Genomic DNA, 24056 nt, shown 5'->3' on the forward strand with positions numbered 1-24056 from the left:
GACAACGCGGACTCCGTTCATATCATTAATCGCTGATGTAATGATATGACACCGTGACACGTTCCGCAAAGGAATCTCGAGAATCGAGCCAACCAGCCCTTGGCGTCGGGTGTCAGCCGAGGCACGTACAGCTGGTCGACCCATTAGCCTCACCCTAGAGAGAGGGCAACGAATACGCCGGCATATGCCGCGTAGACGCGATCAAAATGGGCTCTGTACCCATAGGCTGGCCATATATCGCATTGGTGTTTGAAATTCGAGGCTGTAGCAGGTTTCAAAGATAAGCCCGGCCGATTTATTCAGCCGGGCACGTTGTTTCTAAGGTGAGGTTCTATCATTCGATGCGGACAGCGAGCCATCGCCTGCGACGAAGTGCGTTACCACGAATATCTCACGGGATCGCTCTGCGCCATCGCTGCCGACCCACGATTCGGACTTCCATTTGCCCATGGCCGTCGTTTCGGCAGCACTAGGTAAATTGTCCCGCGCGAAGACAGCGGTCTTTCTCCACGCCTGAATATTGATCCACTTCCATCGGCCGTCATCATCGACAATCTTGAGTCCAGCTTCCCAGATGGCGATGCCTTTGCGCTCCACGAATTCCGGTCGTCCGACCTTGCCCGAGAGCGTAATGTCGCCGTTGGGATGAGTGAGAGGGGAATCGGGAACGGCTTGTTCTTCCTCGTCGACCAGTTGAAGTGCCTCGGTGAGCAGCTCCCGCACACGATCAGTGCGCATGTCGTTTCCTTTCTACTCAGTGATTCAACGTCGAGATAGAGAAGGGCAGCCAACTCGGGGTGAATCCACCACACCAGTCGACTGCCCACTTGGTCCGGCAGTTTCCGAAGCAGGGGAGCGCGTGCAGCTGACCGGCCGGAATCAGCATCGGACCCGCTCGCACTTGCCTATGGGAGACCGCCACTCCGATCCAACAACAATCCAGGCCACGAATTTACGGGAACCACCAAAGCGTTGGATGAGTAACACAGGACCCAAAGTTAGGAAGGTGGGCGAATGCCCTTGTTGAGAAAGCGACGCACATCTGGAGCGTCTCCCCAGACGCCACAAGCCAGGCAGTGAAACCGCCGACCTTTGACATAGAGCGAAGGCGATCCATCGTCGTGCCAGGGACATCGGCCTGATGCTTTGAACGGTGCGTAGACCTTGAGCTCAGTCAATTGACCCAAGAGCCTAGCCAGCACCTCGAAATCCCCACAAACATGCTCAAAGGATCGTGACGTAGAGATGAGAGTGGGCATCGAACGGGTAGGGGAGCATTCCAACCGTACTGGAACAATGCTGGTCAACGCTGAAGGCAAGTCGAGCATCTCACCGGTTTTTGGTTCAACAATCGGATAGATCAACCCAGTCTTCGGGTGCCGGGTACCGATTAGTCGGACCGCGTGCACGCCGCAGTATTTTGGGTAGACCTCGATGTCGCTAAGACCAACAGACGCGGCCAGTTCAACTCCTCGGTCGTGGGCCGTTTGCCAATCGACCAGCGAATGAAATAACCACAGATGCCCACCACGACGAGATCGTTCAAGCAGCCTCGATTCGATCGGCAGAGTCATCGCTAGCTCAGCCAGGGGCGCGAATAGCGTGACGTCATCCGCGTCCAGACAAGTCCAACGAGCCATGCCCGTTCCTGATACCGCCTGAATTCCCAAATGCATGTCGCCGCCAAGCGCCTTGGTCAGCACCTCTTTGTTGAGTGGTGCTCGACGCAGGACCCATCGGTCATACCAAGTCAGATAGCAGTCGACCCGGTTGATCAGCAATCGGTAGGTGTCGTGGATGAATGACTCGGCCATAGGTGATTCATGCAGGCGATGGGGCGGATACCGGTTATTTCCAGTCTCGCTTCCGTTGCACGCTCGGACGAGCGTCCCGTGGACCGGGATCAGCCAACGGGGAAGTCAAACCCAACGCCTTGGTCATGGTTGTGACTAAGCGGTGGATATGCCCCATCGACTGCTTGAGTTGTTCAGGAGTAGCGCCGTAGACCAGCAAATAATCCGATGCGGCCGGCGCCGCAATCCCCAGAATGTTGGCCAGCACCACGGTGACGGTCTCGGCTTCAAACTCTTTCTGAGCTTGTGGCCAAGCCGCCGCCTCGGGTTGACGATGAAAGAGCGCGTGCGCCCATTCATGGAGCAGCACCAATACTTGGTTATGCGAGTCTTTAGCCGACTCCAACACAATCTGGTGTCGAGCGCGATCGTAGTAGCCTTCCGCACCGCGAATATGGTCCGTCTCGCGAACTGATACCCCGGACGCCTCCACCTTCTCCCTTATATATAGAAGCAGGTCAGCTTGAGTGTCAGGGAGTTGCGAGCGCAGCGTCGGGAGGTTGAGCGTCTCGGCGTCGATGAGGTCCTTATCGGAAAAGACGTATCCGGTTCGAAAACCAACCAGCACGCGTTCGTCTGTGCCGTTCACTTCTGATTCGGCTGCATCCTTGCGGATCACCGGACACCAGATCTGCGCGGACTTGGTGTTCTTGCGCACCTGGTGGCCAAGTTCCTGCCACCGACGATACCCAGCCACCACCTCAGCATCGGGTTTCTGCTGCATGATGAGAATGGCGTTGGCCATCGAGTAGTGATGGAATTTGGCGTAGAAGGTGAGGACCTGGCGAAAGTGATCAGTGTGACCTCGGGCCAGTTGCTCTGAGAGGTCCTGAAGGGCTTGATCAATCTTCAGCTGTAAAGGGGCAGTTTCCAGTTGATCCAGCGCGAACACACTGTCGGACATGATTCTTCCTTGCCGCAAGCTTGTCACTGAAAATGGCAGCGACGACCTGACGGCGAGCAAGACATGTGGCGACGTTCGACTGGTGCCTTCATTCTGAATTGTGGTTGTGGCAAAGGCAACAAACAGCCGAAGCGGCTGCTGCCCTGCACCCGGTGACGAACGAAGGCAGCGTGACAATAAAATGCGAGCTCTGTTGCCATGGTTGGGCGGAGCTCGCATTTCGTTGGGTTGAGTGGACTCAGTTTGATGCTAGATCGGGATTAGTGGCCACTGGTTTCCGCGAAAATGAATGTCCGGATCTGGCCAGATGAGTGAACCGTGACCTTCGAGTTGGACATCGAACCGGAGATCTACATCCGCCCAAAGCGTATCCGCCGTGTTAACGCCGGTCACAAGGGCCGTGGGCATCAGGCGGAACCCTGGCATGGGCACCCAGACTGGCCGATCCATGTTTTCCTCAAAGATCAGCACCTCGTGCGATTCGCCGTTTCCGCGAATCAGCGGTACCGGGCCAGTGGGTCCAAACCCGAATTGGAAGATGGTGTGGCGCTGATGCAACCAGCATTTCGCCCACAGATCGCCAGTGGTGAAATCTGAATTGCCGGTATACCCACGCACTCCGCCGAACAGTTCGATCGGTGCTGAGGACTGCCAGCGTCCAGATGCCGAGAACGGTATCCGTTCGGCCGACAACCCGTATCTGACCGTCACGCCGAAACTTGAGGCGAAGAAATCGCCACTGTGATGGGTGTATCCACCGGTAATGTGAAGACCGTCGGGACGCCAGTCGAACCGCATGTTATTGGGGCCATTGACCCAGGCTTCTGCATACCAGAATGAATGATCAATGGGCTGGTCGACGGTGCCGGTGCCTCCGGCGGTGTAGGTGACAAATGGATCCCACTCGCCAATTCGCACTTTGATGGCCGACAGCACCGCGTCAGATCGGGCCTGAGCGGCTTCAGTGAGTGACGCCTTTAGTGCAGGATCATGGTCAAACGGTCCAGGCTTGGCCGCTTTCTCAGCCACGCTCGGACGGGATGCCGCGATGATGGCGTTTTGTTGGACGAGATCTGCTTCCTGCTTTTCGTACTGGGCTATGAGCACTGCCGCTAGTTCAGGGTCGATGGCGTTGTAGGGATTTTGATGGATTGATTGCATGATCATCCCCTCGACTTTCACTGACTCAAACGACCGAACACTGATGTTCAATAATCCTTGAACGGGATAACCGACGTCCTCCAGTGGTCGGATCCACCATACATAAAAATTTGAGAGCCCCATTGTACGGGTGCGACTGCGAAAATATAAGTAGTTATGGAAAGAATTAGGTACCTATTTTTCACATCGCCAGAGGGCTAGGGCAGAGAAGCACAGATACTCAGCTCGCCTCCAAAACCGAACAGCGAGGTGTCGTAAATTCACCGAAGCGGGTATCTATACTTCCGAGGTGAGACAACTGACTATTTGAAGGGTGGATACGTGAAGTACGACATCATCAGTGAGAACGACGCTCCAAAACCACCGGCGAAGCAAAGTCAGAATGCGGCCGAAGCGGCCAGCATCGTGGCACAGCTGAAGAAAGGCAAGGTCGCCAAGGTCGAACCCGAAGCGCCTCAAACCATTCGTGGTCTGCGAGTCAATCTTGCTCGGGCTGCAAAGACAGCGGGAATCAAGATTCAAACGTGGGACGTTGACGGAATTCTCTACGTCAAGGCCATCTGAATCCTCTCAAGCGGAACAGTAGAAGAAACTTCGCGCGATGACGCGTGTCGAGGAATGCGAAAAGACCGCAGCTGCTTAGGATTGAGTTCCCGGCAATGGCGCAGAGTAGGGTGGAGGAGGGCAGTGGCAAGGTCTTCCGCTTAGCAAGTCAACGCTGTTTTGCTCGTGCTCCAATTGATACAAAGTCCCTTCGATCAAACGCCTGACGACCATGGCGGATCCGTCAAGTTCATCCTCCGAGGGTGGATTATCCAAATTGTGGTGAAACGAACGTAAGAGAAAGACAAAGCTAGCGCAGGCTAGACGAAGTGATCCCGATCGAAGTCGACGGGTTCGACTGCTAAATTCGTAGACGACCTCCGCCGCTTCCCCGAATCGATCGATCAAGAGATTGATATCGGTTGAGGGGGAGGTGGTCACTGGCCAGGCTCTCAAGCGAATGCGTTCACGCCGCACTGCGAGCCGGGCTGCCTCAAGACTGTGCAGCAGACCAACCAATTCGTCGCGGCAGTGCTCCTGCTCACGGTCGTGCCGTTCCCAGTTGCGCCTCAACCACAGACCGCTCACCGAGACGAGGAAGCCGAGCGCGGCCCCCAGAACAAGCGAAAGCCCATTGATGCCTTCCAAGTTGGCACATCCTCCAGATGAAGAGAATCAGAAGTAGATCATATGTTCTACTTTTGGGATTGACAACCCTGAGTCGTGGAGTGAGTCCGAAGAGCGGTATAGTTGCAATCACCACCCACATTTCATGCCGGACCAGCGTCCGAAGGACATTGTGACTTTGTGCCCCAATAGAATGGTGCGGAGAGTTGCAACCAAGGAGTGTTTAATGAACGAGGATCAAGGCCCAGTTGGACCTGTAGACCGGGCCGAGCCATCTCCACTTCCCGCAGAACTGTTCGATTGCAACCGTGACGTTGCCGTTCCCCAAACCCTACTAGTTGACGAGGTCACCGCATGGATGACCATAGGGGACATCCCACCATCGGAAGTGCAGTTGACACTCTTACCCGGTAACGCCTGTTATGCGGATCGGGTGTATCTTGCGCCGATTCCGCAGGATCAACCCTATCCGATTGCCAAGTGCGTTTACTTTGGCGTGCCCAGCGATATCGCCGTTCAATATTCGAACGGTCTCGGAAGCTCCGAAACGATCATCCCTGATTTCGCCAACGGTCGCGACGTGGTGGCCGCAGAAGCGATTTTCACTCGTTTGACGCCACCGGCAACCATCTGAGATGCCGTTTGACGAACCCTTGCGTTGCAAGTCGGTCAGAAGTTTCGTGCCCGTTAGTGCTGCCAGACGTCCGCGCGGATGGTTCCTGGCGCGAGGTCGACTGGACTGCCGGAGAGGTTGCCCAATGTGACCTTGACAGTGTTGGTTGCTGAGACGGAGCCAGAAATAGTTACGCCGTCAGGCAGCGCTTGACTGAAACCAACGCTGACTACGTCGCCCAAAGCTGCGCCGGTCACGGTCACTGTCGAGCTTGCTGCGGTTCCTGAGGCTGTACTGAGTGGATCCCAGGAGGTGGTCGCTGATAAGTGCTTGGTGATGCGAGTACCGCCTGATCCGATCGTTACGCCACCGTCAGCTACGAAAAGGTCGTCTGTTTTGAGGGTATCGGATGCTGATCTGTAAAGGTTTGTGTCCCCAACATCGATACCAAGCACTCCGCCTGGTCCTCGCATTCCGATCCCGACATCATCATTCGCATTACCATTGAATCGCGCTACGAGGTCTTCAGAAGATAGGAATGTGGCGTTCAGATTCAAGTACCCGGCTGCTCCACGACGCAGAATTACATCGCGAGATGAGCCGAAGCTAATACCGCTGGCGGCGTCGCCGTCATCAGAGCTCAACCAGAGAGAAGCGGTGGCGGCATCATCAATACGGACGCCATAACCGTTACCAACTCCAGCGCCTTGTTGGGGAAGAACCCTGACCCCATAGGCAGTTCCGATGGATCCAACTCCTCCATCGGTCCAAGGGGCACCAATGTATAAACCATAACCATTCATCAGGCCGCCGGAGCTAGAGGGGGTTGAAACGATGTTGCCCGTGAACGCGCTGGCATTGTTGACGGTACCTGCGCCGCTCGAGCCCACCAGTCCAACCTCGGAAGAAAACCCGCCAACCCACTCGTAAGTAATGCCTGAAGGCTGCGAGGCGTAATTCACCGTCCGAGAGGCAATTAGAGCACCAGTGTGGTCAGCCGATGAGTTGACGCCCATGGTTACTAGCATTCCGTTTGCCGACTGCGCGGATGTCGTATTCCAAGTGGGTTGTCGTGTGATCTCAAAGCCCGAGCTGATGGTTGAAAGATCAAAGTTGCCAGATAGGGCCAATTGCCCGGTGGTGCGTGGAGTGATGGTAAGTCCGCCAGTGCTCCCAGTAGTGAATGAGACATAGTTGCTGGCGTCGTAGCCCAAACGCAATTGCTCAGTGGTCGATTCGACATGGAGTCGGCTTGATGGAGAAACTGTTCCGATGCCTACATTGCCAAAGGCCCCGGCTCCATTTGTATTGAGCGCTAGAGCCCTCATAGTCGAGTTATCGCCGGTACCAATGTATGCATATCGACTGGAACCAGTAGCCGAAGGATGGGTGCCTAGTGTGAGCCGCAGCGGTCCCAGAGTGCCATCGTCGCCACCGCTAATACGCAATTGTGGAACTGAGGAGTCATTGGCGATGCCTGTGTTGGCTACGTCGAGCTGCACTCCAGGATTGTTGGTTCCGATACCAATGCTTCCGGAAACAATCAGACCGTTGGTCGGTGCCGCATTGACACCCGCATAGCCGCCAATTGCTACTCCACCAGCCACATCTAATCTGTTCTGGGGAGTAACAGTGCCAATGCCGATTTTTCCACTGTCGTCCATTACCAGACGTGTGGAACTGGCAGTTGCGTCGTAAATACTTAGGCCCGTTTGGCTGACATCAGTGATACCGGATACCAGATCAAAAATCCGACCAGATGCCCCAGTATTTGATATACGAACACGCGAGACGGCCTGATCACCGCCCTCAACGGTCAACCTAGGTGCTCCTGGGCTACTTGTGCCAATTCCAATTCCCCCGGTAACTGGGTTGATCACCAATCGATCGTTTGAACCCAGGGAGCTACCAAAGGAGATTTTGAATTTGCTGCTGTCTGATTGGTCAAGGCCCACAGACCAGCTCGTGCCGCCGTTCACTTCGTAAATCGACGATGCATCACCGGTGGACACTGCCAAGGATCTAAAGGCCGCTACGCCGGTCCCACTGTTATATAGACTGATCAATCCTTGAGTGCTGGTATTGACACTGACCCTGAGCCCTTCCAGATATGGAATTGATGTGTTGTTTCCGGTGATAGTGAACAGAGGATTCCCGTCAGCGCTGGAATAACCATTGCTTTGGAAGGCTGCGATGATGCCTGGCACGCTACTGAATACGTTGAGTCGAGTGCCTCCCATAGCCAGATTTCCGATGTTGAGTTTCTGATAGGTGTTATCCCAAACGAGCCCCGGACTGGCTACTTGAGCAACTTGACCTGTGGCATCGGTATAGAGCAGGCCACCGTTTTGGGTGAAACTGTCAAATCTCACCGTGGTCCTTGCTCGGAAAGATCCATCTACATCCAGTTTGGTACTAGGGCTAGTCGTTCCGATACCAACGTTACCGGTGCTTGGTTGGATGACTACGTTGCCACTCCCGTGAATGACCAACGGCAGACCCGCATTCGAGAAAATCTGTGGCCCATAGGTTCCGCTGCCGCCGCCTTCGTCACGCAGCAAGATTCGTTGCGCGGCCGTTGAACCAAAGCTCGCAATGGTGGCCCCGTCACTAGCGGTTCCTTTGATCACAGTCAGCCGTGCACTTGGAGCGTTCGTTCCAATCCCCACATTAGTTCCGTCGTCAAAAAGGAGAGAGCTACCGATGGCGCCAGTGCCGGTGAACTTGGCTAGATAGTTGGTGGTGCCGTTGCCAATGATGCCTAGTGAGGAACAATTCCCAGATGTACGGCACACCGTTCCATCCAGCGCATACTCCAGATCATCATTGCCGGAAATAAGCGTCAGCCCGTCCCCAGCCGACAGCAACGCTTGGGTATAGCCAGATCCCGTACCAACCAGGATGGTGCCCGCGAGTGGGGTCATGGACAGTCCGGTACCGCCTTTGGCCACTGGCAAAATACTGACCACCTCGTCGCTAGACAGATCGACCGAGTCGCCCAGGGTGGTAGTGACCAAGCCGTTGGACAGCACAATGCCAACTCCAGTCTTGACGGCCAGTGACACCTTCCCAGATGTACCACCGCCAGTTAAGCCTAGCCCCGCCTCAACACTTGAAATGAAGGCTGGCAAAGTGGGCACCACCACAGGTGTTGGAGTGGGGAGGTTCTTATTGGTATAGATAACCGAGTCGGAATCGAGCTGGCCTTCCTCCACCAAGTCAGCGTAGGCGGAGTAGCGAGCCGTGTTAATGGTGCCGATCAGGTGGGAGGCATCGAGGTAGTACAGGCCGGTTTGGCCGGCCAGAGTTGTGGCGTCAATGGGAGTGAAGGACTGGGATTCTTGATGCTGACCGAGGAAGGCTAATGGCGCTCGCCAAAGGCTCGGGGTAAATACAACCGAGAGCAAGATCGCGACGAGACTGATAATTCCAAGGGGCACCAGAAGCGCCCGGAAATGACTGAACATAAGATGAATACTTTTCAGTCATCCTATAACAGCCAAGCATGAGAAATCAAATTATCGGAAGTAGGTCCAACCTTGGCGCAACTGAAAAGCGTTACACGAATGAACGGTGAAAGCTCACGCGAATTCCCAAAGAACCGATAGTCGACTGTTTAGACCTAGATCTTGCTGAACCCTTCAAGATCGCGCTGGGCCTCCAGCTCATCGAGCGTCAACGATCGCTGAATTGGCCATGGTGGGGTAGGCGAGAAGGCAATATCGCGAAATGCTTTCTGTTTCCCAAGCGGAGTTCGAAAGTTCTCTACAAATGGATTGTCTGCATCCCGCAACTGCCGAATGCTGGCGAGCAAATCAGCGCGGTCAAAGTCACCTTGGTTGTACACCGCTAGATGCATCATCACGCTGCCCCAAAGCAGTTCGGATTTCTGGTTGGCGTGCTCGATGTCAAAATGCACCATCAGCCAGCTTCGCAATTGCGCTGGGTTGTATCGACCATCGAGAAAGCGGTCGATGGCCTCAACGGTAGCAAAATACACGGGATTGCTGTCAGTCATGGGCGGAATCATACCCAGTTCTGTTCTGCAGCGGGCACTGCACCAAGATGGAACTGCATGGGCCATTGATGCACTCTGTGCCAACCCGAACCATCAGCTCGGGTCAGCCACAATGCACCAGCTCACGCAGCACGGTAGATGATGCGACCGAGGTGCAGCGCCACATCTTCCGGCAAGACTGCACCACACTGCCCACACACCCAGCGCATTGTTTCAGCACCATCGGACTCGGTCATGGCTAAGTACCAATCGCCCGGGCGGAAAAACCGGTTCGCTCGCCAGGTATGCGATTCGGTCACGCCAGTACGGATTTCGATCACCCCACGCCGCAGGTCAATGCCGCAATCCGGACACGGGGTTGGTGTCAGATCAAGTTTGTTCATCGAAGATTTCTCCCAAATATGATGGTGGGCTTCTTCGCCCACAGGATGTCTCTCTCCTTTCAGTTCTAGCCAGCCTTGACTGGCGTCAATGTGCGACGCTCGGAGGCCAGTCGCTCTTTCCATTTGGTCAAGTATTGGTAGGTGGCCAGTTCACCTGACGCGTCCATCAAGACCATCAGCGACATCACCTCGACTTCCAGGTTGTAGAGCCACACCCGGCGATCAGATGCAGCTCGTGCGTTGTCATTCATAACAAGATTCCTCCCAAATAATGGTGTCTCTCTCCCACTTCACATAACCCCTAGCCTCGTGCTAGGATGCGACTAATGCGCAACGTGAAAGCTCTTGAGCGGCTTACCCTGCCACTGCCGGAGCTTCAATTTGCAGACATCTCGTCGCGCTCGAAGCTGATCCATTTCGTTGTACATCGTTAGAATCGCTTCGTTGCGGTGCACCAGTTGCAGCTCGATGGCTTGCACCTCCTGGTGCAACAGTCGCTGGCTGGACGGCTCAGACCGGTCCAACCAGTCTTTCATGCGATTGATCATGGTTGATCACCTCACTTTCTGGAGCGTAAATTGATGGGCTCCAGCCCGGCCAGATCGTTGCTTGATCTGACCGGAAGCAACCCACCTTCGAGTTAGTAATCGCTGGGGTAGAGGATGGTGAACGCTTGCACATCCTCGATCACCCAGACCGTCTCCCCGTTCATACGAATCCAGAACAACTGATCCTCCGGCGGTAGCTTGGGGCATTCCTCTCGACGCCACTTGACGTAGGCGTTCCAGATTTCCATCAGTCCGGCATCGCTGAGATCCGCCTTGATTGCGGCGGTGGCTACCAATGGCTTGCCGTGGGTAATCTTGTCCCAGCGGTGGGGCCAGAGCTTGTGGAGCACGCCGTCTTGTTCGGCTTCAGCTAACGAGTAGCTGGAGATGACGAGCTCGTCGTGGTGTTGTGTGGTGGACATAGTTTTTCCATCACCTCGCTTTCTGGCAGGGTGCTGCCGACTCACTTGGGAGCTGCGGCGGTCAAGCCCTTTGAGCGCATTCGGCGCGTGGCTTGAGGACGCTGAGCACAATGGGGAGAGCAGGACCGTGCCCCTTCGTGAGTGCGGGGATGCGGTCGACCATCGTCGGTACCTGGGTGCAGATGACTGCGGACTCTTCGATGCGGTCGGGCGTTCCACGTGCTTCGTCTTGTCGTATGAGGGTCATGGCTGGCCTGAGCGTGGTGTCAGATTCCACTAGCCTTGTGTGTGTTTGTCGCTGATTGCCTTTTGGCTTTCTGGCTCTTGGAGTGTGGTTCCACAGTGCGTTGCGCACTTGAGGCGTGCGGTAGCGCGGGTCAAGGGCATCGGTCCACCGGTGGTACGGGTGGAGTGGTTCATGGGATGGTTGTCGAGTGGTTATTGGGAGACGTCCGGCCGGTGAGGCTCGGGTACAGGGCGGAGTCTTGTCAGCGTTGCCTTGGCTGGTTCAGGCATTCTCTCGGAGAGGAGTTGATTCATTCCTGATCATGGGGATGTATTCGTTTGTTGTTCTATAGATGTCGGACTTGGCACGGTAAGACGATCCTAAAGACGGTTCGAAGGACAAATCCACTCGGCCAGCGAATGCTCTCCCATCGTCCCCGATCGTAAAAACGAATCACCCGGTGGCGTGTAGCGGACAGGCTCGAGTTGGAAAAGTGTCGTTAGCCACCAATGCCCAGGACTTCCCCATTGCTCGAAAACGCGATGTAGATTCCGCAATCGCTCTCCGGCCGGAGCGATCACCAGCACCTGAGGTTTTTGGCATCCTTCAAAGAGCGGATCGTTGCTGGCTAAGTCCCTCAGGTAGTTTTCATACCTCGCAATTTTGATCCGCCAGGCATTGGGAGCGTCGCTCTCTATCGACTCCGTACCCATATCTACCTCGACGAGCAGCGGCACTTGATATTCTCCTGCGGTCAAGATGAGATCTGGTGCTTGGATCAATTGGGTGCCTCCACTGGCGATCCAAGCGCGGCTGTCGAATGTCCACCATGCGACTGGAATGCTGTGGGTTTCAAACAGGCGCAGCAGGCCGATCAGCGCGTCGCGGACAGCTACCTCATGTTTGATCAACTCAGGCACGAACTCGATCGCAGCGTTCGATGAAGGAGCTAACGCCCACGTCTGTGGATCCGACGCATACAGGCGACGGACCATCTCGATTCCCGAGTCAGTCAAGACGTTCAGTTCAATAGCAGTCAAACGTTTGGACTGCCGGGCCATCGTGAATACGGGTTCGACCCGCACCCATCCGCGATCCTTGAGCCGAAACAAACTACGATTTGCCGCCCGAGTTGCTCTGGCCATTTCCGTTTCCACTGCTCGATCTGGCTGATAGGGACGGTGAAGAATCGGTTGGCGACTTGGCGGCCGGTCAGAAACTGGGCCTGATCCAGCAGCACCAGAATCTCGGCTCCCTTGGGGATCGCTTCCAGCGGAATGGCTCGAGCCTTTGCCGGATCCCGATGCCACCGGCCCTGTCTTTGTTGCTTTGGCTCCATTCGACTTGGCTTTCTGCTTCGAGTCCACAAAGGTTTGGAAGTCATACAAATCCCGCAACTGCGATCTCGGAAGGGCGCGGTCGATCCCTTCGCGACGCAGACGCGCCAATTGATCGAGATCTTCCTCCCGATGCCATGGATGCAAATGGAGCACGCCTTCGTTGTCGAACCCCTTGGGCGGCTTGGTCAAGCGGTAGTGCGCCGTGAACTCCTCGCGACTGCGAGCCGCTGCCAGCTCTTCTGGAGTGCGCGTCCAGCGCAACCCGGCCAAATCTCGTTCTGCCAGCATCAATTCGAATTGCGCCGACGTTAGGTCAGCTGCAGCCAGCAGCTCAGGATTCTTCTCCATCTGCGTGCGCGACTGAGAGGCGATCACGGGATAGGCACTATAGGTGCGCATCTGCGTGACCATGCGCGCGAATGGCAGCGTCGCCAGCTCGTGGGCTTCATCGATGATGATCCGCCAGCGTTGACCGCGCTCGCCAGTTGGCCGCTTATTGATCTCCCCGGCCATATAGCCCAGGATGAGATTCCCAAGTCGGGTGGCGGTTAGTGCCGACAAGTGACTTTGATTGAAATCACAGATGATGAGTTTTCCCTGATTCAACCACTCGACCAGTTTCAGGCTGCTGGCGGGCTGGTTGAGCATGTAGGACAGATACGGTCCTTCCAAGATTTCCCGGATACGAGAATCGGTGGATTCGACCACATTGCGTTGCTCTCGTAGAACCGTCGGGAAGACATTCATCCAGTAGTGCACCGTCATCGGAGGAACGCCATCGGCGGTCAGGAACTTACTGCGATGCGCTTCATCGTGCAGGATCAGATAGATGTCGGTCAGAGTCGTTCCCCGGCGGGCCAATGCCAGGTGAATCGACTCTTTCATCACCTTGCGAATCAGCTTCATCAACTCGGGAGCCACTTCTCCGATGTAGACGAAGGTCTCGAACAGCGAGTTGCCGTAGAGCTCGTAGTTGAGCCGGTTGGTCCGGTCAAAATCGAGTGGGTTGAGGGTGTAGTAGCGCTGCTGCTTGTGGGCACCCGCTGGATCGAGATAGATCACCCGTTCGGGATGCTTGGTGCGCGCCGCCACCTCCTCGGCCAATCCTCCCTTGATATCGATCAACAAGACCCCTTCACCTGCATCGACAAAGGCTTCCGCCAGGTTACCCAGGAAGGTCGACTTTCCGAATCCCGGCTGCCCGACAATCCAAGCACTGCGCAGCTCCTGCGGTTCCACCCGCAGATTCAGGGGCGGCAACGTGAGTAGTTTGGCGCGCGGATTGGAGCGTTCGACTTTACCCAAATCGATGCTCATTTGCGGTTGATCCATCGATCGAGCACCGTCAGTAGCATCTCGCTGATGGCTTCAAAGCGCTGTTGTGCGTCCGCTGTCAATTCTCCTCCGCCGGAAAGATCTCCCAGCAGCTCGTCGGCTCCGGCTTGCGTGGTTTGAATAGCTCCGGATATCTGATCGTACAGTGCGCGGAACGACGGATCCTTCTCACTTTTCTCCCAAGCAGCCAGCTGCAAGGCTGTCAATGATTGCGACAGCCGCACCAGGTCATCCCGCATGGCGCGGGATTCGGTCAGCTGGATATGTTGTTTCTTGAGCATGCCGCGTAGGCGCTCAATGTCCAAATCTCGCGTGGAATTGGTTTGATTGATCAGCACCATCGGGTCATGCAGAAGCAAATCCAACGCTCGCTGGTGCCGAACGACTTCTTCCTTCTCCTGCAACCGTGAGCCGTAGAGTAGTGACCCACCGATCAGCACGACTCCGGCCAGAATGCCAATCAAATCACGGCCAATGAGCGACAGGAGCAACACCACGCCCCCAAGTGAGCCGCCCCACATCATGACCGACTGACCAGTGGATCTTGGTGGTTCTATGGTCGTGGGAGCCACGGCTGGTGGCGGTTGAGAGTAGCGATCCATGGACGGTCTCCCTCCTTACAACGCCGCCATAGCCATAAAGATCCCAATCGGGATGTACAGGAGCAGGAACGGGAATTTGTCTGGCCAGGGCACAAAGGGTATGACTACCCCGAGCAACAGCAGCGCCGAAACGACCACCTTTGTTCCGGTGTCACCCAGGTTCAGCAATCCCCCCTCCTCAGTGCCAGTGTGTCCAGCCAAGTTGAGGCAGCTAGGCAAGTCCGGCGTAGCCACGGGGGTGCCTGCAGCATTCGTACTGCCGCGCACCGCGTCCGGCACGCAGTGCAATTCTTGTTCTGTCACCGTTGCGATCCGGTAGGCCATGTCGCGACTGGCCGCTTCGCTACCGTTGTAGAGCAGCTCAGCCAAGACCGCGAGCTTGTACCCGACCTCGGCACGGGCATCGGCACTGTTGGATCGGTCATCGGGGAATTGCAGCAATCCGAGGTAGCGCTGCGCGGATTGCCGCCACCCTTCTTGGCGCAAGTTGGGATACCCAGTTCGGGCAAATCGATCGAACCGCCGGAACTGCAAATCGTCCGTGGCGACGTCGGTCAGCTGACCGTTTTGTGCCAATGACGAGATTTCAAGCAGAAACCGAATGGCACTGGATTCGACTCTCGGATCAGGCTCCCTCCCCATGGTGGCGTCCGCTTCCAAAGCACTCTTGACGCTCTCACCACAGGTGCGCAGCAGTGACGGATCCGATCGCGCCTCCAATTGGTTCGGTCCTTCCGTCATCACCAGTTGGCAGGCCGGACTCAAGTCTGCTGGTGCCCAATCCTGGACTTCCCGATCGAGTTCATCCTGAATGGCGGCGCTTTCTCGCTCTCGGATTGGATCGATACTGCGATCGTTCAAAACCCGAAAGACTGGTCCCTCAATCGGCCAGCCCGGTGCGAAGAGCACGCACAAAAACACCACCACCACAATGGCCATCACGCGCTGAACCACGACATCACCTCCACTGACGCTGGGAATCGATGTACCACCAGAAATGCCCCGGAACAGGAAAGACCCCAAGCTGACGAAGAGCCAGGTCACGAACGCCCAGCAGCCCACGATGGTCACGGCCGTTCCAAATGGGGTTGAACCGCGTGGCCCGACCCACAGTTCGTCGAAGTACCGATCGACCGAACTGAAATCCAAACCCACCGCGTTGCCGACACTGGCAACGAAGTTGCCCACCGCCTGTGCTCCGGGCAGCAAGCGGCGCAGGTTGTCATAGCCGAACTGACCGTATTCGGTTGACTGCGAAGAAATCAGAACGACGAGCAGAAACGAGGCCCAGAGATACCAGGCCGTCCACAACCAACTACGCCTAGGCATCGTTGCGTCGACTCCACAAACAGCGGCGCGCTCGGAAAGGAGTCGAACCGCCAACAATTAAGTTATAGGGAATGGAAAGAGTATAAAGTCTATCTTCTGAAAAATGCTTTACGCTTTTATGAAACATAATCTATCGTTGACATTTAGCGTAAATGGCTCAAAGATGGGCGCGACACGAACTTGCGTGTCACTGTGATCATCAGGCGGGCGTCTGGCTAGATTCGGGAGACAGTAGTGTCGAGCGGACTACTAGAGGCAAGACCATGCGTTACTTTGCCCATGCCCTGCGTGAGGAGTTGGAGCGCTGTAAAGTCAGTCCGTATTACCTGGCCGAATTCACTGGGTTGGACCAAGCCTTCGTGCGAAGGTTGGCCAGTGGCGAAAAGAATCCGTCACTCTCGACCGTGATCGTGATCGCGCAAGCGATCCCAAGCGATCAACTGAAGTTCAAAGCCAATCCGTTGGTGGCTCAGGTATTGCCACGGTTGGTCTCTGCAGCGATGTCCGACGCAGTGATGGGAACTCGCCGGCGCGATTAGACGGTGGAGGCCAACGCACGACGTGTTGCGAGGGGAAGGGTGGTTTCACCCTCCCCCTTATTTATATGTCTCGTCGACCTGAGCTGAGATATTGCTCGCGACGGCACGTTGAACTTGGCTCACGAAAGCTGGCTGAAAAGGAACATAACAATGCTCAAGAAATGCTGATTTCGCTGGCGGGTCAAACGATGTTACCGTCACAGATTGGATCGCCACTCCAGCACGTGCAACCATTGCCTGGACCGTGTCATCGAAAGTCACGAACTCATCATCGTTCCAGGCGATAATCCGTATGTCGGTGTTCGCGCTGATTAAGTTCTGCAGTGACAGCTCGAGGCGCTGGAGAATCGCATCGCGACGCCGCGCCATGGTCAGCAGCGTCGTGGAAACGTGCCCAGGTCGTTCGTGGATGGCGCCGATCAAATTTAACGAGAGGGAGAATGCCGGCTGGCAAAGAATGATTTTCGGAAATCGTCTCCTCACCGCGCTCGCCGATGAGACTCCCCAGCTGATTGCCTCGTCACATGCCAAGGTAAATATTAGGGCTCCCAGACTGTAACCAATGAAGGTGTTGCCGCTCCCATCGGCGTGGAGATAGTTCTTCACTATGTCGTAGGAATCCGCCAAGAGATTCAACTCAGTGTCAGCACGGACATAATGTCGATCCGGTCCCTGGTAACTCAGTCCAAAGAGTTGTGCGTTCGGTTGAACTGCACGCAATGGCTCTCGGTAGCGCTCAAGCAAGTGGTGGTACGGCGGATGAACGCCAGGTGCAGACCGAGAGAGATAGCCATCAGCGATCAAGAAAGAGGGGCCGCTGTGAGGAGCGGCCCCGAAATCCCATGGCTCATCAGACAGTGGTGAACGCCTATCTCTTTCACGCAGTGTCCGCATCGAGTCAAGAGATCGTGACAGGTCATGTCGTACTGGTTCACGCATGAGCAATCACGATGAGTGAACTGCAAGCCAAACCATGCTCGCTCTGTCTCGAGAGCCATCTCCAGGTGCAGACCACAACGAATCCTGAGATCCAGAGAGCAATTCGTTTGCCAGGTCGTGCAACTCCTGGGCATCCTCATTCCCCTCGGTCTGCAAATACCACTGCTCCGTGGCGATTTTGCGGTGGAGCTTTCGAATATCCCCACGGAGAGCTGAATGGACCCAGTCGGTTTCGTCAAGAAGCCGCTGAGCGGTCGCATCACCCGAGATCGCTGCTTGGACATCGGTCGCCACATGCATGCTGAGCGTGACGTAGTCACCGTCCATTGATTGGGACACCGCGATTGCGGGCACACCGGTCAGATGTGCAACAGCATCGAGATACTGCTCAAACGCCCCCTGAAGAGACTCGATGCCCGATGAGGCAGCAATCGAGCGTGCCATTTCGGCGCGCGACTGCGCCCGGTCCAAGTCGAAATAGGCCTCACGATCGTCAACATTCCAGTGAACTGCAACCAAAGTCATTGTCTCTCCCGCCTCTTGCAAATCAGAGCCGCTCGGTACGAGCAGCACATTGTGAATTTTTTCACAATGATACTGTTTGGGCAAGAAGCGCCGAGCGCCACGGGCCAATCCGTGCGCGTGTTGATGAGATTCCGTCTATTGGGAGACGCTTGTTGATTCGCAAAAGAGCCCCAAGCCAATAACGAATCTGCGGAGAGATCCGTCGACTCTGATACCTGCGAAGTATGACAGGGAATACTAGTCGACTTGAAGAATGGAATGCAACGCACTTCGGCGAATGCCCGTTTCTGAACGCTCCATAACCGCGACTAGGTGGCCTTCAGGCTTAGTCGCTTCCGTCGCGCAGGCATCTCAACCACTGCCGACTGCTGCTGGAGCTTCTCGAATGGCGAGGCCGCCGCATGCTTGTTTCGCAAATCCTCATCCGAAAGTGATAGGTATTGCAGCGTAGTCGAGATGTCTGAATGTCCGAGGATGCGCTGGACCGTCGCCACGTCAGCATGGTTACGGACCAGCATCGTGGCCGATTGATGGCGCATTTGGTGGGGATAGAACCGCGCTAGTCCGAGCTCGTTCTGAATCGAGCGGAAGACCATGCGGATGCCCTGCGCTTGGAGCCAAAACACCGAACCTGGTTCGTCGCCACGAATTTTGAACCATTCCTCCAGCAGGACTCTCACCGAAGTTGAGAACGGCACTCGCCGTTGCTTTTTTCCTTTGCCGGTAACCGTGAGGAGATGATCGCGCAGATCGACGTCTTCGAGCTGCAGCGCCACGACTTCGCCGCGCCTGAGGCCGGTGTCGATCATCAGACCCAACATGGCACGATTGCGAGTAGCTAGGTCGGATTTTCCAGTCAAGTAGCGGCTGGTCCAAACCCGTTCCAATTCCTGGTCGGAGAGAATAGGAAACAAGTGGTCAGGCAGTTTCGGGAACTCCACTTTGACTCGTCTTCGAGCAACCGTTCTTCCTCAGAAATCTGAGCCATGCTGAATATCTCGTAGATGCGCATGCACACCAGCGATCGACCGTTGCGTTGAGCCCCTGGTCGGTCGCACTGGCTCGTCCGCAACCAAACGAACGCCATCATCGTGTCATTGGTCAGCGATCGACTGTCTCCCGACGCGGATTCAGCGTAAGAACCGATCGAACAGCAGAAAGGTCATGTTGTAGCGGGCGATCGTGCTCGGGGATAGATTGCCGCGAAGTCGTGCCGGAGTAAGTAGCGCTCTGTAAGTCTTTGATGGGATGGACATCCATCTGGCGTCTCCCTTTCGTTGAACGTCAACCGATGTCGTGAGCTTGTCGCAAGAGCCTTTCCTGAACTGTCCAGAGGACCCGGCCAAACCCCTTGTCTGGAATAGACCGAACCCTCTGCCTCGAACGAAGGAAGGCGAAAGGTCTTAATCGATGGTGGAACCACCTGTGGAGGCATTTACTGAGGGTTTATAAAGGGGTGGTACGCCCGGCGTGACTCGAACACGCGACCTCTTGCTCCGAGGCGAGCGCTCTATCCACTGAGCTACGGGCGCGCAACCGTGAAGCTGTCGAAGCACTGTCCCGGAAACCGGGCCGACGAAGTTCGATCAGCTTCCCCATATGATACATGCTCAGTTCTTCTGACACAGCGGTGGTTCCCAGAAAGCGCCGCACGATTCATTCTCAGCCAGGCATCGGCCCAGGTCGCGGTTCCTGCGACAGGCACCAGAAGCGGACCGAGCCTGGAAAACCCGTTGCGGGATGAACGCCTCGGTGCGCGGAATCCCCCTCGACACCTTCGATGACCGATGTGCGAGCGAGTTTCCTCAGCGCGGCAGCAGCAGTGACAATGGCGCGCCGATGCAGCCGTGGATTCCGGAACCAACCACCAAAGTTGCCCTTGATCGCGGTCCAGGTGAATTCTTTCAGCATCGGGAAACCTTGCTCGTCGCGGTTTGCCGCCATCCCTGAGCGTCACCTTGGAGCCTTCCGGAATCTGTCGGCCACCTATTTCGACGTCCTCGCTGGTGGTACGCCGATTTACCCAACCAGTCGTCGACGCGCAAGATCTCGTCGACGGCCGCCGCGATCGAAGCGGGTCGTTCGGAGTCGTTGTTGTGGCGCTGTTGGTCGGTCACCAGGTGAAAGATCAGGATGCCGAGCCCCGCCGCGACTGTTCCATGCCCAGCGATCCAGTTGCGCAAGATGCTGGCGAGGTCGCTATCCGAAAGCGGCTGTCCGTCGACCTCGGTCGCCATGAGTCGCACGGTAGGTCGTTCGACGGTGTGCGTGACAGTCGGCGGGCTGGTTCCCGCAACTTCCACATAACGTTCGAGCTCTTCGGCGAGCGATTTGCTGGCGGCCCGATCCCGCGAGAGAGCGGCTTCCTGATTCCCATGTGTCCATCCTTGCAAGTGCACCCAGACTACTTCGGGCCACCCAAGAAATGCGCATTGCGCGCCGAGCGCATACGGTTCGGCAAATTCCCCCACGAACTCCATCTTGTCGAGTCCGACGGCAAGCTCCGCCAATTGCGCCGCGATGGCGCGGCATCGTGGCTCGAACGCGGACATCTGGTCGGTATCGAAGAACGGCACGAGCGCCGAACGGTAGCGGGTATGGTCCGGTGGGTCCATGCCGTTTGGGATCGCTCGGTGGGGTGATCCGCTGCGATATATTTCAGGGTGCGCCAGAACCTCAGCAATATCTTCATGCCGAAAGAGCGACCACCCGAGGAACTCGCTATACGCGACCGGGCAATTGGCGCGCATCGCGTCATAGGCGGCACGCTGGTCGCGCAAAACCGTGACGTCGCGTGGATCCCAATCGGGCTGTTGCATCGGAAAACTCTCCATTGATTGGAGTGGCCCGCATGGCTGTCCCGCCTATCGATAGCGGGCGCTCGAGACTGCTGCGTGCGCGACGGCACAGGGAGAACTCGGCTCGTCATCACGCTCGGCGTTCAGGGTGTAGCTGCCCTGTCGCCCAGTTGGGGGGATCGCTGGCGGGAAAGGACTCGGCCGAGGCTTCGTCCACGATGTCCCGTGGTCGATTTGCGTCGGTCCCCTCGGTGTTTGCTGGCGGCGTTCCCGGCGTGCTCGGGGCACGATCCTCGTCGACTCGGTTTGCGTCATTGCCGACGCCACTTCTGGGCGTCGGTTCGGTGTTCTGAGTCCTTGACATGCTGTTGCCTGTCATGATTGGAGGCTGCGACCGGTACTGCCCGAGGTCAAACCCGTGACGACAGTGGCCGTGGATGTCAGCGCCCGCTTCCTCCTACGGTACGCCACCTGTGCCGATAAGGACAGATTCCAGCAGCCAAGAAATGACCCGTCGGGTCGGTCGACTGGAGGGAGCGCCGGACTCGGGCGGCCCCTCCAGCAGCGATTCTGGAGCTAAAGCTTCGTGATCTGGACCTGCCAAACGGTGGGGCCTTCTTCGACGTAGTCCCAACCGACCTGACCGGGCCGCTCGGCCATCAACTGATAGTAGAGCGGCTTGGGGTCGTGGTCGTTGACCAGGCGCATGGTTTCGCCAGCGTCGAGGCCGTCAATTGTTGCGAAGATCAACGGGTGGCGTTCCCGCGGAACCATTCCGCGGACATCGACCTTGACGGTTGCTTCGGTCTGCTCTGTCATGAGACATGTCCTTCCTTGCCTGCCCGGAGGGGTCCACCCCGAGCGGCGCTATCGAGCGGTTCTGCCGTTGCGGACCGCGCATGCGTGGCGATTCGCGCGACATTCATCAGGAAACACCCAAGGGCGGCCAACGCCGCGACGCCTGCCGCGATTGCCAGCGGGCGATTCCCCACGGCCAAGGCAGCCAGCGCACCGGCTAGCGCGCACACCCAGAGACTCCAGCCGGCCTGGGCGAGCCGACGGTCATACAGATCTTCGAGTCGAGGAGCTTTTTGTCGTCCGGCCACCGGCGCATAGCGATGCAGCCAGACGAGGAAGGTGGCGATCTTGTAGAAGAACCCCTGTATGGCGCTGATCGCCACACCGGAGATGGCAAGAAAGCCGACCGCGATCCAAAGCCTATCGTCGATGGCGCTCTCGCTCTGGAGTCCGTAGACAAGCAAGAACGCGCCACCAAGCCCGCTTGCCGCTGCGGTCAACGCATACGGAATGTGAATGTCGAACCCACGACGCCGTCGCACGCGATAGAGATGGATGAGTTGGGCAGCGAAAAGCGCTTGACCGCCGGTGATGAGCAGCGCTGCGATGAGCAGGAACTCGCGCTGCGCGCTGAGGAGAAGACCACCCGCGAGCAGCCATGCTCCAGTGCCCGAAAGAGCGAGCTCCAGCCAGGCCACCCGTCGCCACAACTGATCCTCAGAGAGGGTGAACATACCGACGAGGCGATAGGCCACCCCATTCAGCATCACGATCACCCACCCAGCCAACATCAACGTGGCGTGGGCGGCGAGAATGCGAAAGGTCATCGAACCCAGAAATCCGGATCCCTTGTTGATGGAAAGAAGCAATCCGGCCGCGATTCCGCCTGCGAGACCGATCATCGCGATCGAGATGTGCCAACTCACGACATCCGGATGGGGCGCGGCGATGAGCGTTCTTGCGATGACGAAGAGATAGATCGCAAGTCCGGTGAACACCAGCAAGGCGCCCAGAGCAATTGCGGGACGCCAGGTGAGCGTCAGGCCCGGCAAGAAGGCCAGGAGGCCTACAAGGTAGAACCAGAACGAAATGCGTCCAAGCGTCACCGAAGCCAATGGCGTTTGCAGCACCACGGGCACCAGTTGATAGCTCGCGCCGATGAGCACGGCGGCGATCACACCGAGCGTATTGAGATGAACGAACGCGAGCAAGCGTGGCGCATAGAAGCCGTCGAGCATGAGGGGATACGCCCAGGGCGAGGCAATCGCGACGGCAGCGAGCATGATCATGCCCAGACCCATGAAGCGGGCCGGCAGATCGAGCGCAGGACCGTGCTTCGAGCTGATCCCGCCAGGGCCTCCGGTCATTCCGGCGCGCCGTCCGCAGTCGCCGGTTTCTCGATCAGCAACTCGACTCGACCAGGTCCGAGATCACGTGTCTCGTGTCGGTAGCCGAGCTCGTCGAGCCGTGGATAGAGATGCATGGGGCGACGAACATGGTGAACCAGCAAGGTCGAACCTGCCGGTAGTGCTTCGAGCTCGGACAGGATGCGGATCATGGGTTCCGGGGGAACGAGCTCACTGACGTCGATGGTGAGCGTTGCAGTTGGAGAGGACCATGACGTGGGCGCGGCATTGGGGCTCGGTCGTGACTCAGCCACAGGCGGCTCAGTCGTGTTATCCGCGTGGTAGAAGAAGATCTCCCAGTCGTCGTCCGCCAATCGACGCGCCCAATGCTCGAATCCGCGTTGGCTCATCACCTGATAGAGCGGTGTCGGGGCAAAGGTGTTGCGCAGGACGAGCATCTGGCCGACAGGCACCTGCCGTGACGCGGCCATGATGGCGCTGAACGGTTCCTCGCCGCGCTTTTGGAACGGGCGGACGTCGAGCTCCTCGGCAACGGGCGATGCGACCCAGGCAGGGGCTTCCGGTGGCGGAACATCAACGGTCAACTCGACCGGTTCGGGTTCGAACGGGCGCAATCCCGCCGCCTCGTTGAGTCGCGCAACGAGCATTGCAGGATCGACACCTCCAATGCCAGCGGCTTGCTCGACCGTCACCAGCCGGCTCTGGACGCGCCGGACGAGCGGGTTGCGCAACCGCTCGAATGCTGGAGCGCTCTCGATGAGCACTTCGAGCAGAGCTGGGTAGCGCTGGAGCACCTGGCTGATTTTCCACGAGGGTGTGATAGGGTCGCTGGTTGCCGAACGTGAGCTCGTCATTGCTAACGCCATCCCAGCGCTTCGCGGCCTGCCTCGGTGATCATGGACGGGCTCCATGGCGGATCCCAAACGAGATCGACGGAGACCGTCTCGATGTCCGAAATGAAATAGCGCAGGGATGTGTCCACGGCTTCGGCGATCGTTTCGTGCAGCGGGCATCCCGGAGTCGTCAGAGTCATGACCACGCGGACCGCGTCGTCCTCGGCTTCGATGCCATAGACCAGCCCCAGGTCAACGATGTTGATCCCCACCTCGGGATCGATCACGCCGTGCAAGACGTCCCACGCCATGGCTTCTGTCTCTGTTCTGGGTTCCATGCGTCCTTTCGAAAG

At 57.0% G+C, this 24056-nt stretch carries 24 protein-coding genes and 1 tRNA gene; 3 read left to right on the forward strand and 22 right to left on the reverse strand.

Annotated features, from left to right (window positions below):
• Positions 1-318 precede the first annotated feature (318 nt).
• From R2855_05905 to R2855_05920, 4 genes are all read right to left on the reverse strand, one after another.
• On the reverse strand, positions 319-738 hold the full coding sequence (locus tag R2855_05905) for a hypothetical protein (protein MEZ4530548.1): 420 nt from the start codon (positions 736-738) through the stop codon (positions 319-321).
• 260 nt (positions 739-998) lie between these two features.
• Positions 999-1814, reverse strand: a complete 816-nt coding sequence (locus R2855_05910) for a hypothetical protein (protein MEZ4530549.1) — start codon at positions 1812-1814, stop codon at positions 999-1001.
• A 34-nt stretch (positions 1815-1848) separates the two neighbouring features.
• Entirely contained in the window at positions 1849-2757 is a 909-nt protein-coding gene (locus tag R2855_05915) for an ArdC family protein (protein MEZ4530550.1), read from the reverse strand.
• Between the two features lie 249 nt (positions 2758-3006).
• The gene (locus R2855_05920) at positions 3007-4041 is read right to left on the reverse strand and encodes a hypothetical protein (protein ID MEZ4530551.1); all 1035 of its coding nucleotides are present in this window, start codon (positions 4039-4041) and stop codon (positions 3007-3009) included.
• Positions 4042-4239: 198 nt separating this feature from the next.
• Between R2855_05920 and R2855_05925 the strand changes: the two genes are divergently transcribed.
• Positions 4240-4482: a hypothetical protein gene (locus tag R2855_05925; protein MEZ4530552.1), complete on the forward strand. Its 243-nt coding sequence runs from the start codon at positions 4240-4242 to the stop codon at positions 4480-4482.
• Positions 4483-5314: 832 nt separating this feature from the next.
• Entirely contained in the window at positions 5315-5722 is a 408-nt protein-coding gene (locus R2855_05930; protein ID MEZ4530553.1) for a hypothetical protein, read from the forward strand.
• A gap of 53 nt (positions 5723-5775) precedes the next feature.
• Here R2855_05930 and R2855_05935 read toward each other — a convergent pair whose 3' ends face one another.
• The 9 genes from R2855_05935 to R2855_05975 all read right to left on the reverse strand — a co-directional run bounded on the left by R2855_05935 (position 5776) and on the right by R2855_05975 (position 15886).
• Complete coding sequence (locus R2855_05935) at positions 5776-9168, reverse strand: hypothetical protein (GenBank protein MEZ4530554.1); 3393 nt, start codon at positions 9166-9168, stop codon at positions 5776-5778.
• 155 nt (positions 9169-9323) lie between these two features.
• A complete protein-coding gene (locus R2855_05940; protein ID MEZ4530555.1) occupies positions 9324-9719 on the reverse strand; it encodes a hypothetical protein in 396 nt (131 codons plus the stop codon).
• 122 nt (positions 9720-9841) lie between these two features.
• Positions 9842-10144, reverse strand: a complete 303-nt coding sequence (locus R2855_05945; GenBank protein MEZ4530556.1) for a hypothetical protein — start codon at positions 10142-10144, stop codon at positions 9842-9844.
• 23 nt (positions 10145-10167) lie between these two features.
• Entirely contained in the window at positions 10168-10353 is a 186-nt protein-coding gene (locus R2855_05950) for a hypothetical protein (protein ID MEZ4530557.1), read from the reverse strand.
• A gap of 72 nt (positions 10354-10425) precedes the next feature.
• Positions 10426-10650 carry a hypothetical protein gene (locus R2855_05955; GenBank protein ID MEZ4530558.1) on the reverse strand — a complete coding sequence of 75 codons (225 nt, stop codon included), beginning with the start codon at positions 10648-10650 and terminating at the stop codon, positions 10426-10428.
• Between the two features lie 92 nt (positions 10651-10742).
• Positions 10743-11072: a hypothetical protein gene (locus R2855_05960; protein ID MEZ4530559.1), complete on the reverse strand. Its 330-nt coding sequence runs from the start codon at positions 11070-11072 to the stop codon at positions 10743-10745.
• A gap of 606 nt (positions 11073-11678) precedes the next feature.
• On the reverse strand, positions 11679-13955 hold the full coding sequence (locus tag R2855_05965) for a replication-relaxation family protein (GenBank protein ID MEZ4530560.1): 2277 nt from the start codon (positions 13953-13955) through the stop codon (positions 11679-11681).
• A complete protein-coding gene (locus R2855_05970; protein ID MEZ4530561.1) occupies positions 13952-14575 on the reverse strand; it encodes a hypothetical protein in 624 nt (207 codons plus the stop codon). Before R2855_05970 ends, R2855_05965 begins: the two co-directional genes overlap by 4 nt.
• A gap of 15 nt (positions 14576-14590) precedes the next feature.
• Positions 14591-15886, reverse strand: a complete 1296-nt coding sequence (locus tag R2855_05975) for a hypothetical protein (GenBank protein MEZ4530562.1) — start codon at positions 15884-15886, stop codon at positions 14591-14593.
• Positions 15887-16167: 281 nt separating this feature from the next.
• On the opposite strand from R2855_05975, the gene R2855_05980 reads away from it, so the two are divergent.
• Complete coding sequence (locus tag R2855_05980) at positions 16168-16443, forward strand: helix-turn-helix transcriptional regulator (protein ID MEZ4530563.1); 276 nt, start codon at positions 16168-16170, stop codon at positions 16441-16443.
• A gap of 57 nt (positions 16444-16500) precedes the next feature.
• Here the strand turns inward: R2855_05980 and R2855_05985 are convergent, their stop codons facing one another.
• From R2855_05985 to R2855_06025, 9 genes are all read right to left on the reverse strand, one after another.
• Positions 16501-17049 (reverse strand): hypothetical protein, encoded by a 549-nt coding sequence (locus R2855_05985; GenBank protein MEZ4530564.1) that lies wholly within the window; start codon positions 17047-17049, stop codon positions 16501-16503.
• Between the two features lie 339 nt (positions 17050-17388).
• Positions 17389-17991: a hypothetical protein gene (locus R2855_05990; protein ID MEZ4530565.1), complete on the reverse strand. Its 603-nt coding sequence runs from the start codon at positions 17989-17991 to the stop codon at positions 17389-17391.
• 224 nt (positions 17992-18215) lie between these two features.
• The gene (locus R2855_05995; GenBank protein ID MEZ4530566.1) at positions 18216-18848 is read right to left on the reverse strand and encodes a tyrosine-type recombinase/integrase; all 633 of its coding nucleotides are present in this window, start codon (positions 18846-18848) and stop codon (positions 18216-18218) included.
• 516 nt (positions 18849-19364) lie between these two features.
• Positions 19365-19439 (reverse strand) — tRNA-OTHER (locus R2855_06000).
• Positions 19440-19811: 372 nt separating this feature from the next.
• Positions 19812-20726: a hypothetical protein gene (locus R2855_06005; protein ID MEZ4530567.1), complete on the reverse strand. Its 915-nt coding sequence runs from the start codon at positions 20724-20726 to the stop codon at positions 19812-19814.
• Positions 20727-21281: 555 nt separating this feature from the next.
• Positions 21282-21524, reverse strand: coding sequence for a DUF2249 domain-containing protein (locus tag R2855_06010; GenBank protein MEZ4530568.1), 243 nt, complete (start codon positions 21522-21524; stop codon positions 21282-21284).
• Positions 21521-22870, reverse strand: a complete 1350-nt coding sequence (locus R2855_06015) for a hypothetical protein (GenBank protein ID MEZ4530569.1) — start codon at positions 22868-22870, stop codon at positions 21521-21523. Before R2855_06015 ends, R2855_06010 begins: the two co-directional genes overlap by 4 nt.
• Positions 22867-23724, reverse strand: a complete 858-nt coding sequence (locus tag R2855_06020; protein ID MEZ4530570.1) for a DUF2249 domain-containing protein — start codon at positions 23722-23724, stop codon at positions 22867-22869. Before R2855_06020 ends, R2855_06015 begins: the two co-directional genes overlap by 4 nt.
• A gap of 2 nt (positions 23725-23726) precedes the next feature.
• A complete protein-coding gene (locus tag R2855_06025) occupies positions 23727-24041 on the reverse strand; it encodes a metal-sulfur cluster assembly factor (GenBank protein MEZ4530571.1) in 315 nt (104 codons plus the stop codon).
• Positions 24042-24056: the final 15 nt, after the last annotated feature.

This window comes from Thermomicrobiales bacterium, from assembly GCA_041390825.1.
In the GTDB taxonomy this organism is placed as follows: domain Bacteria; phylum Chloroflexota; class Chloroflexia; order Thermomicrobiales; family UBA6265; genus JAMLHN01.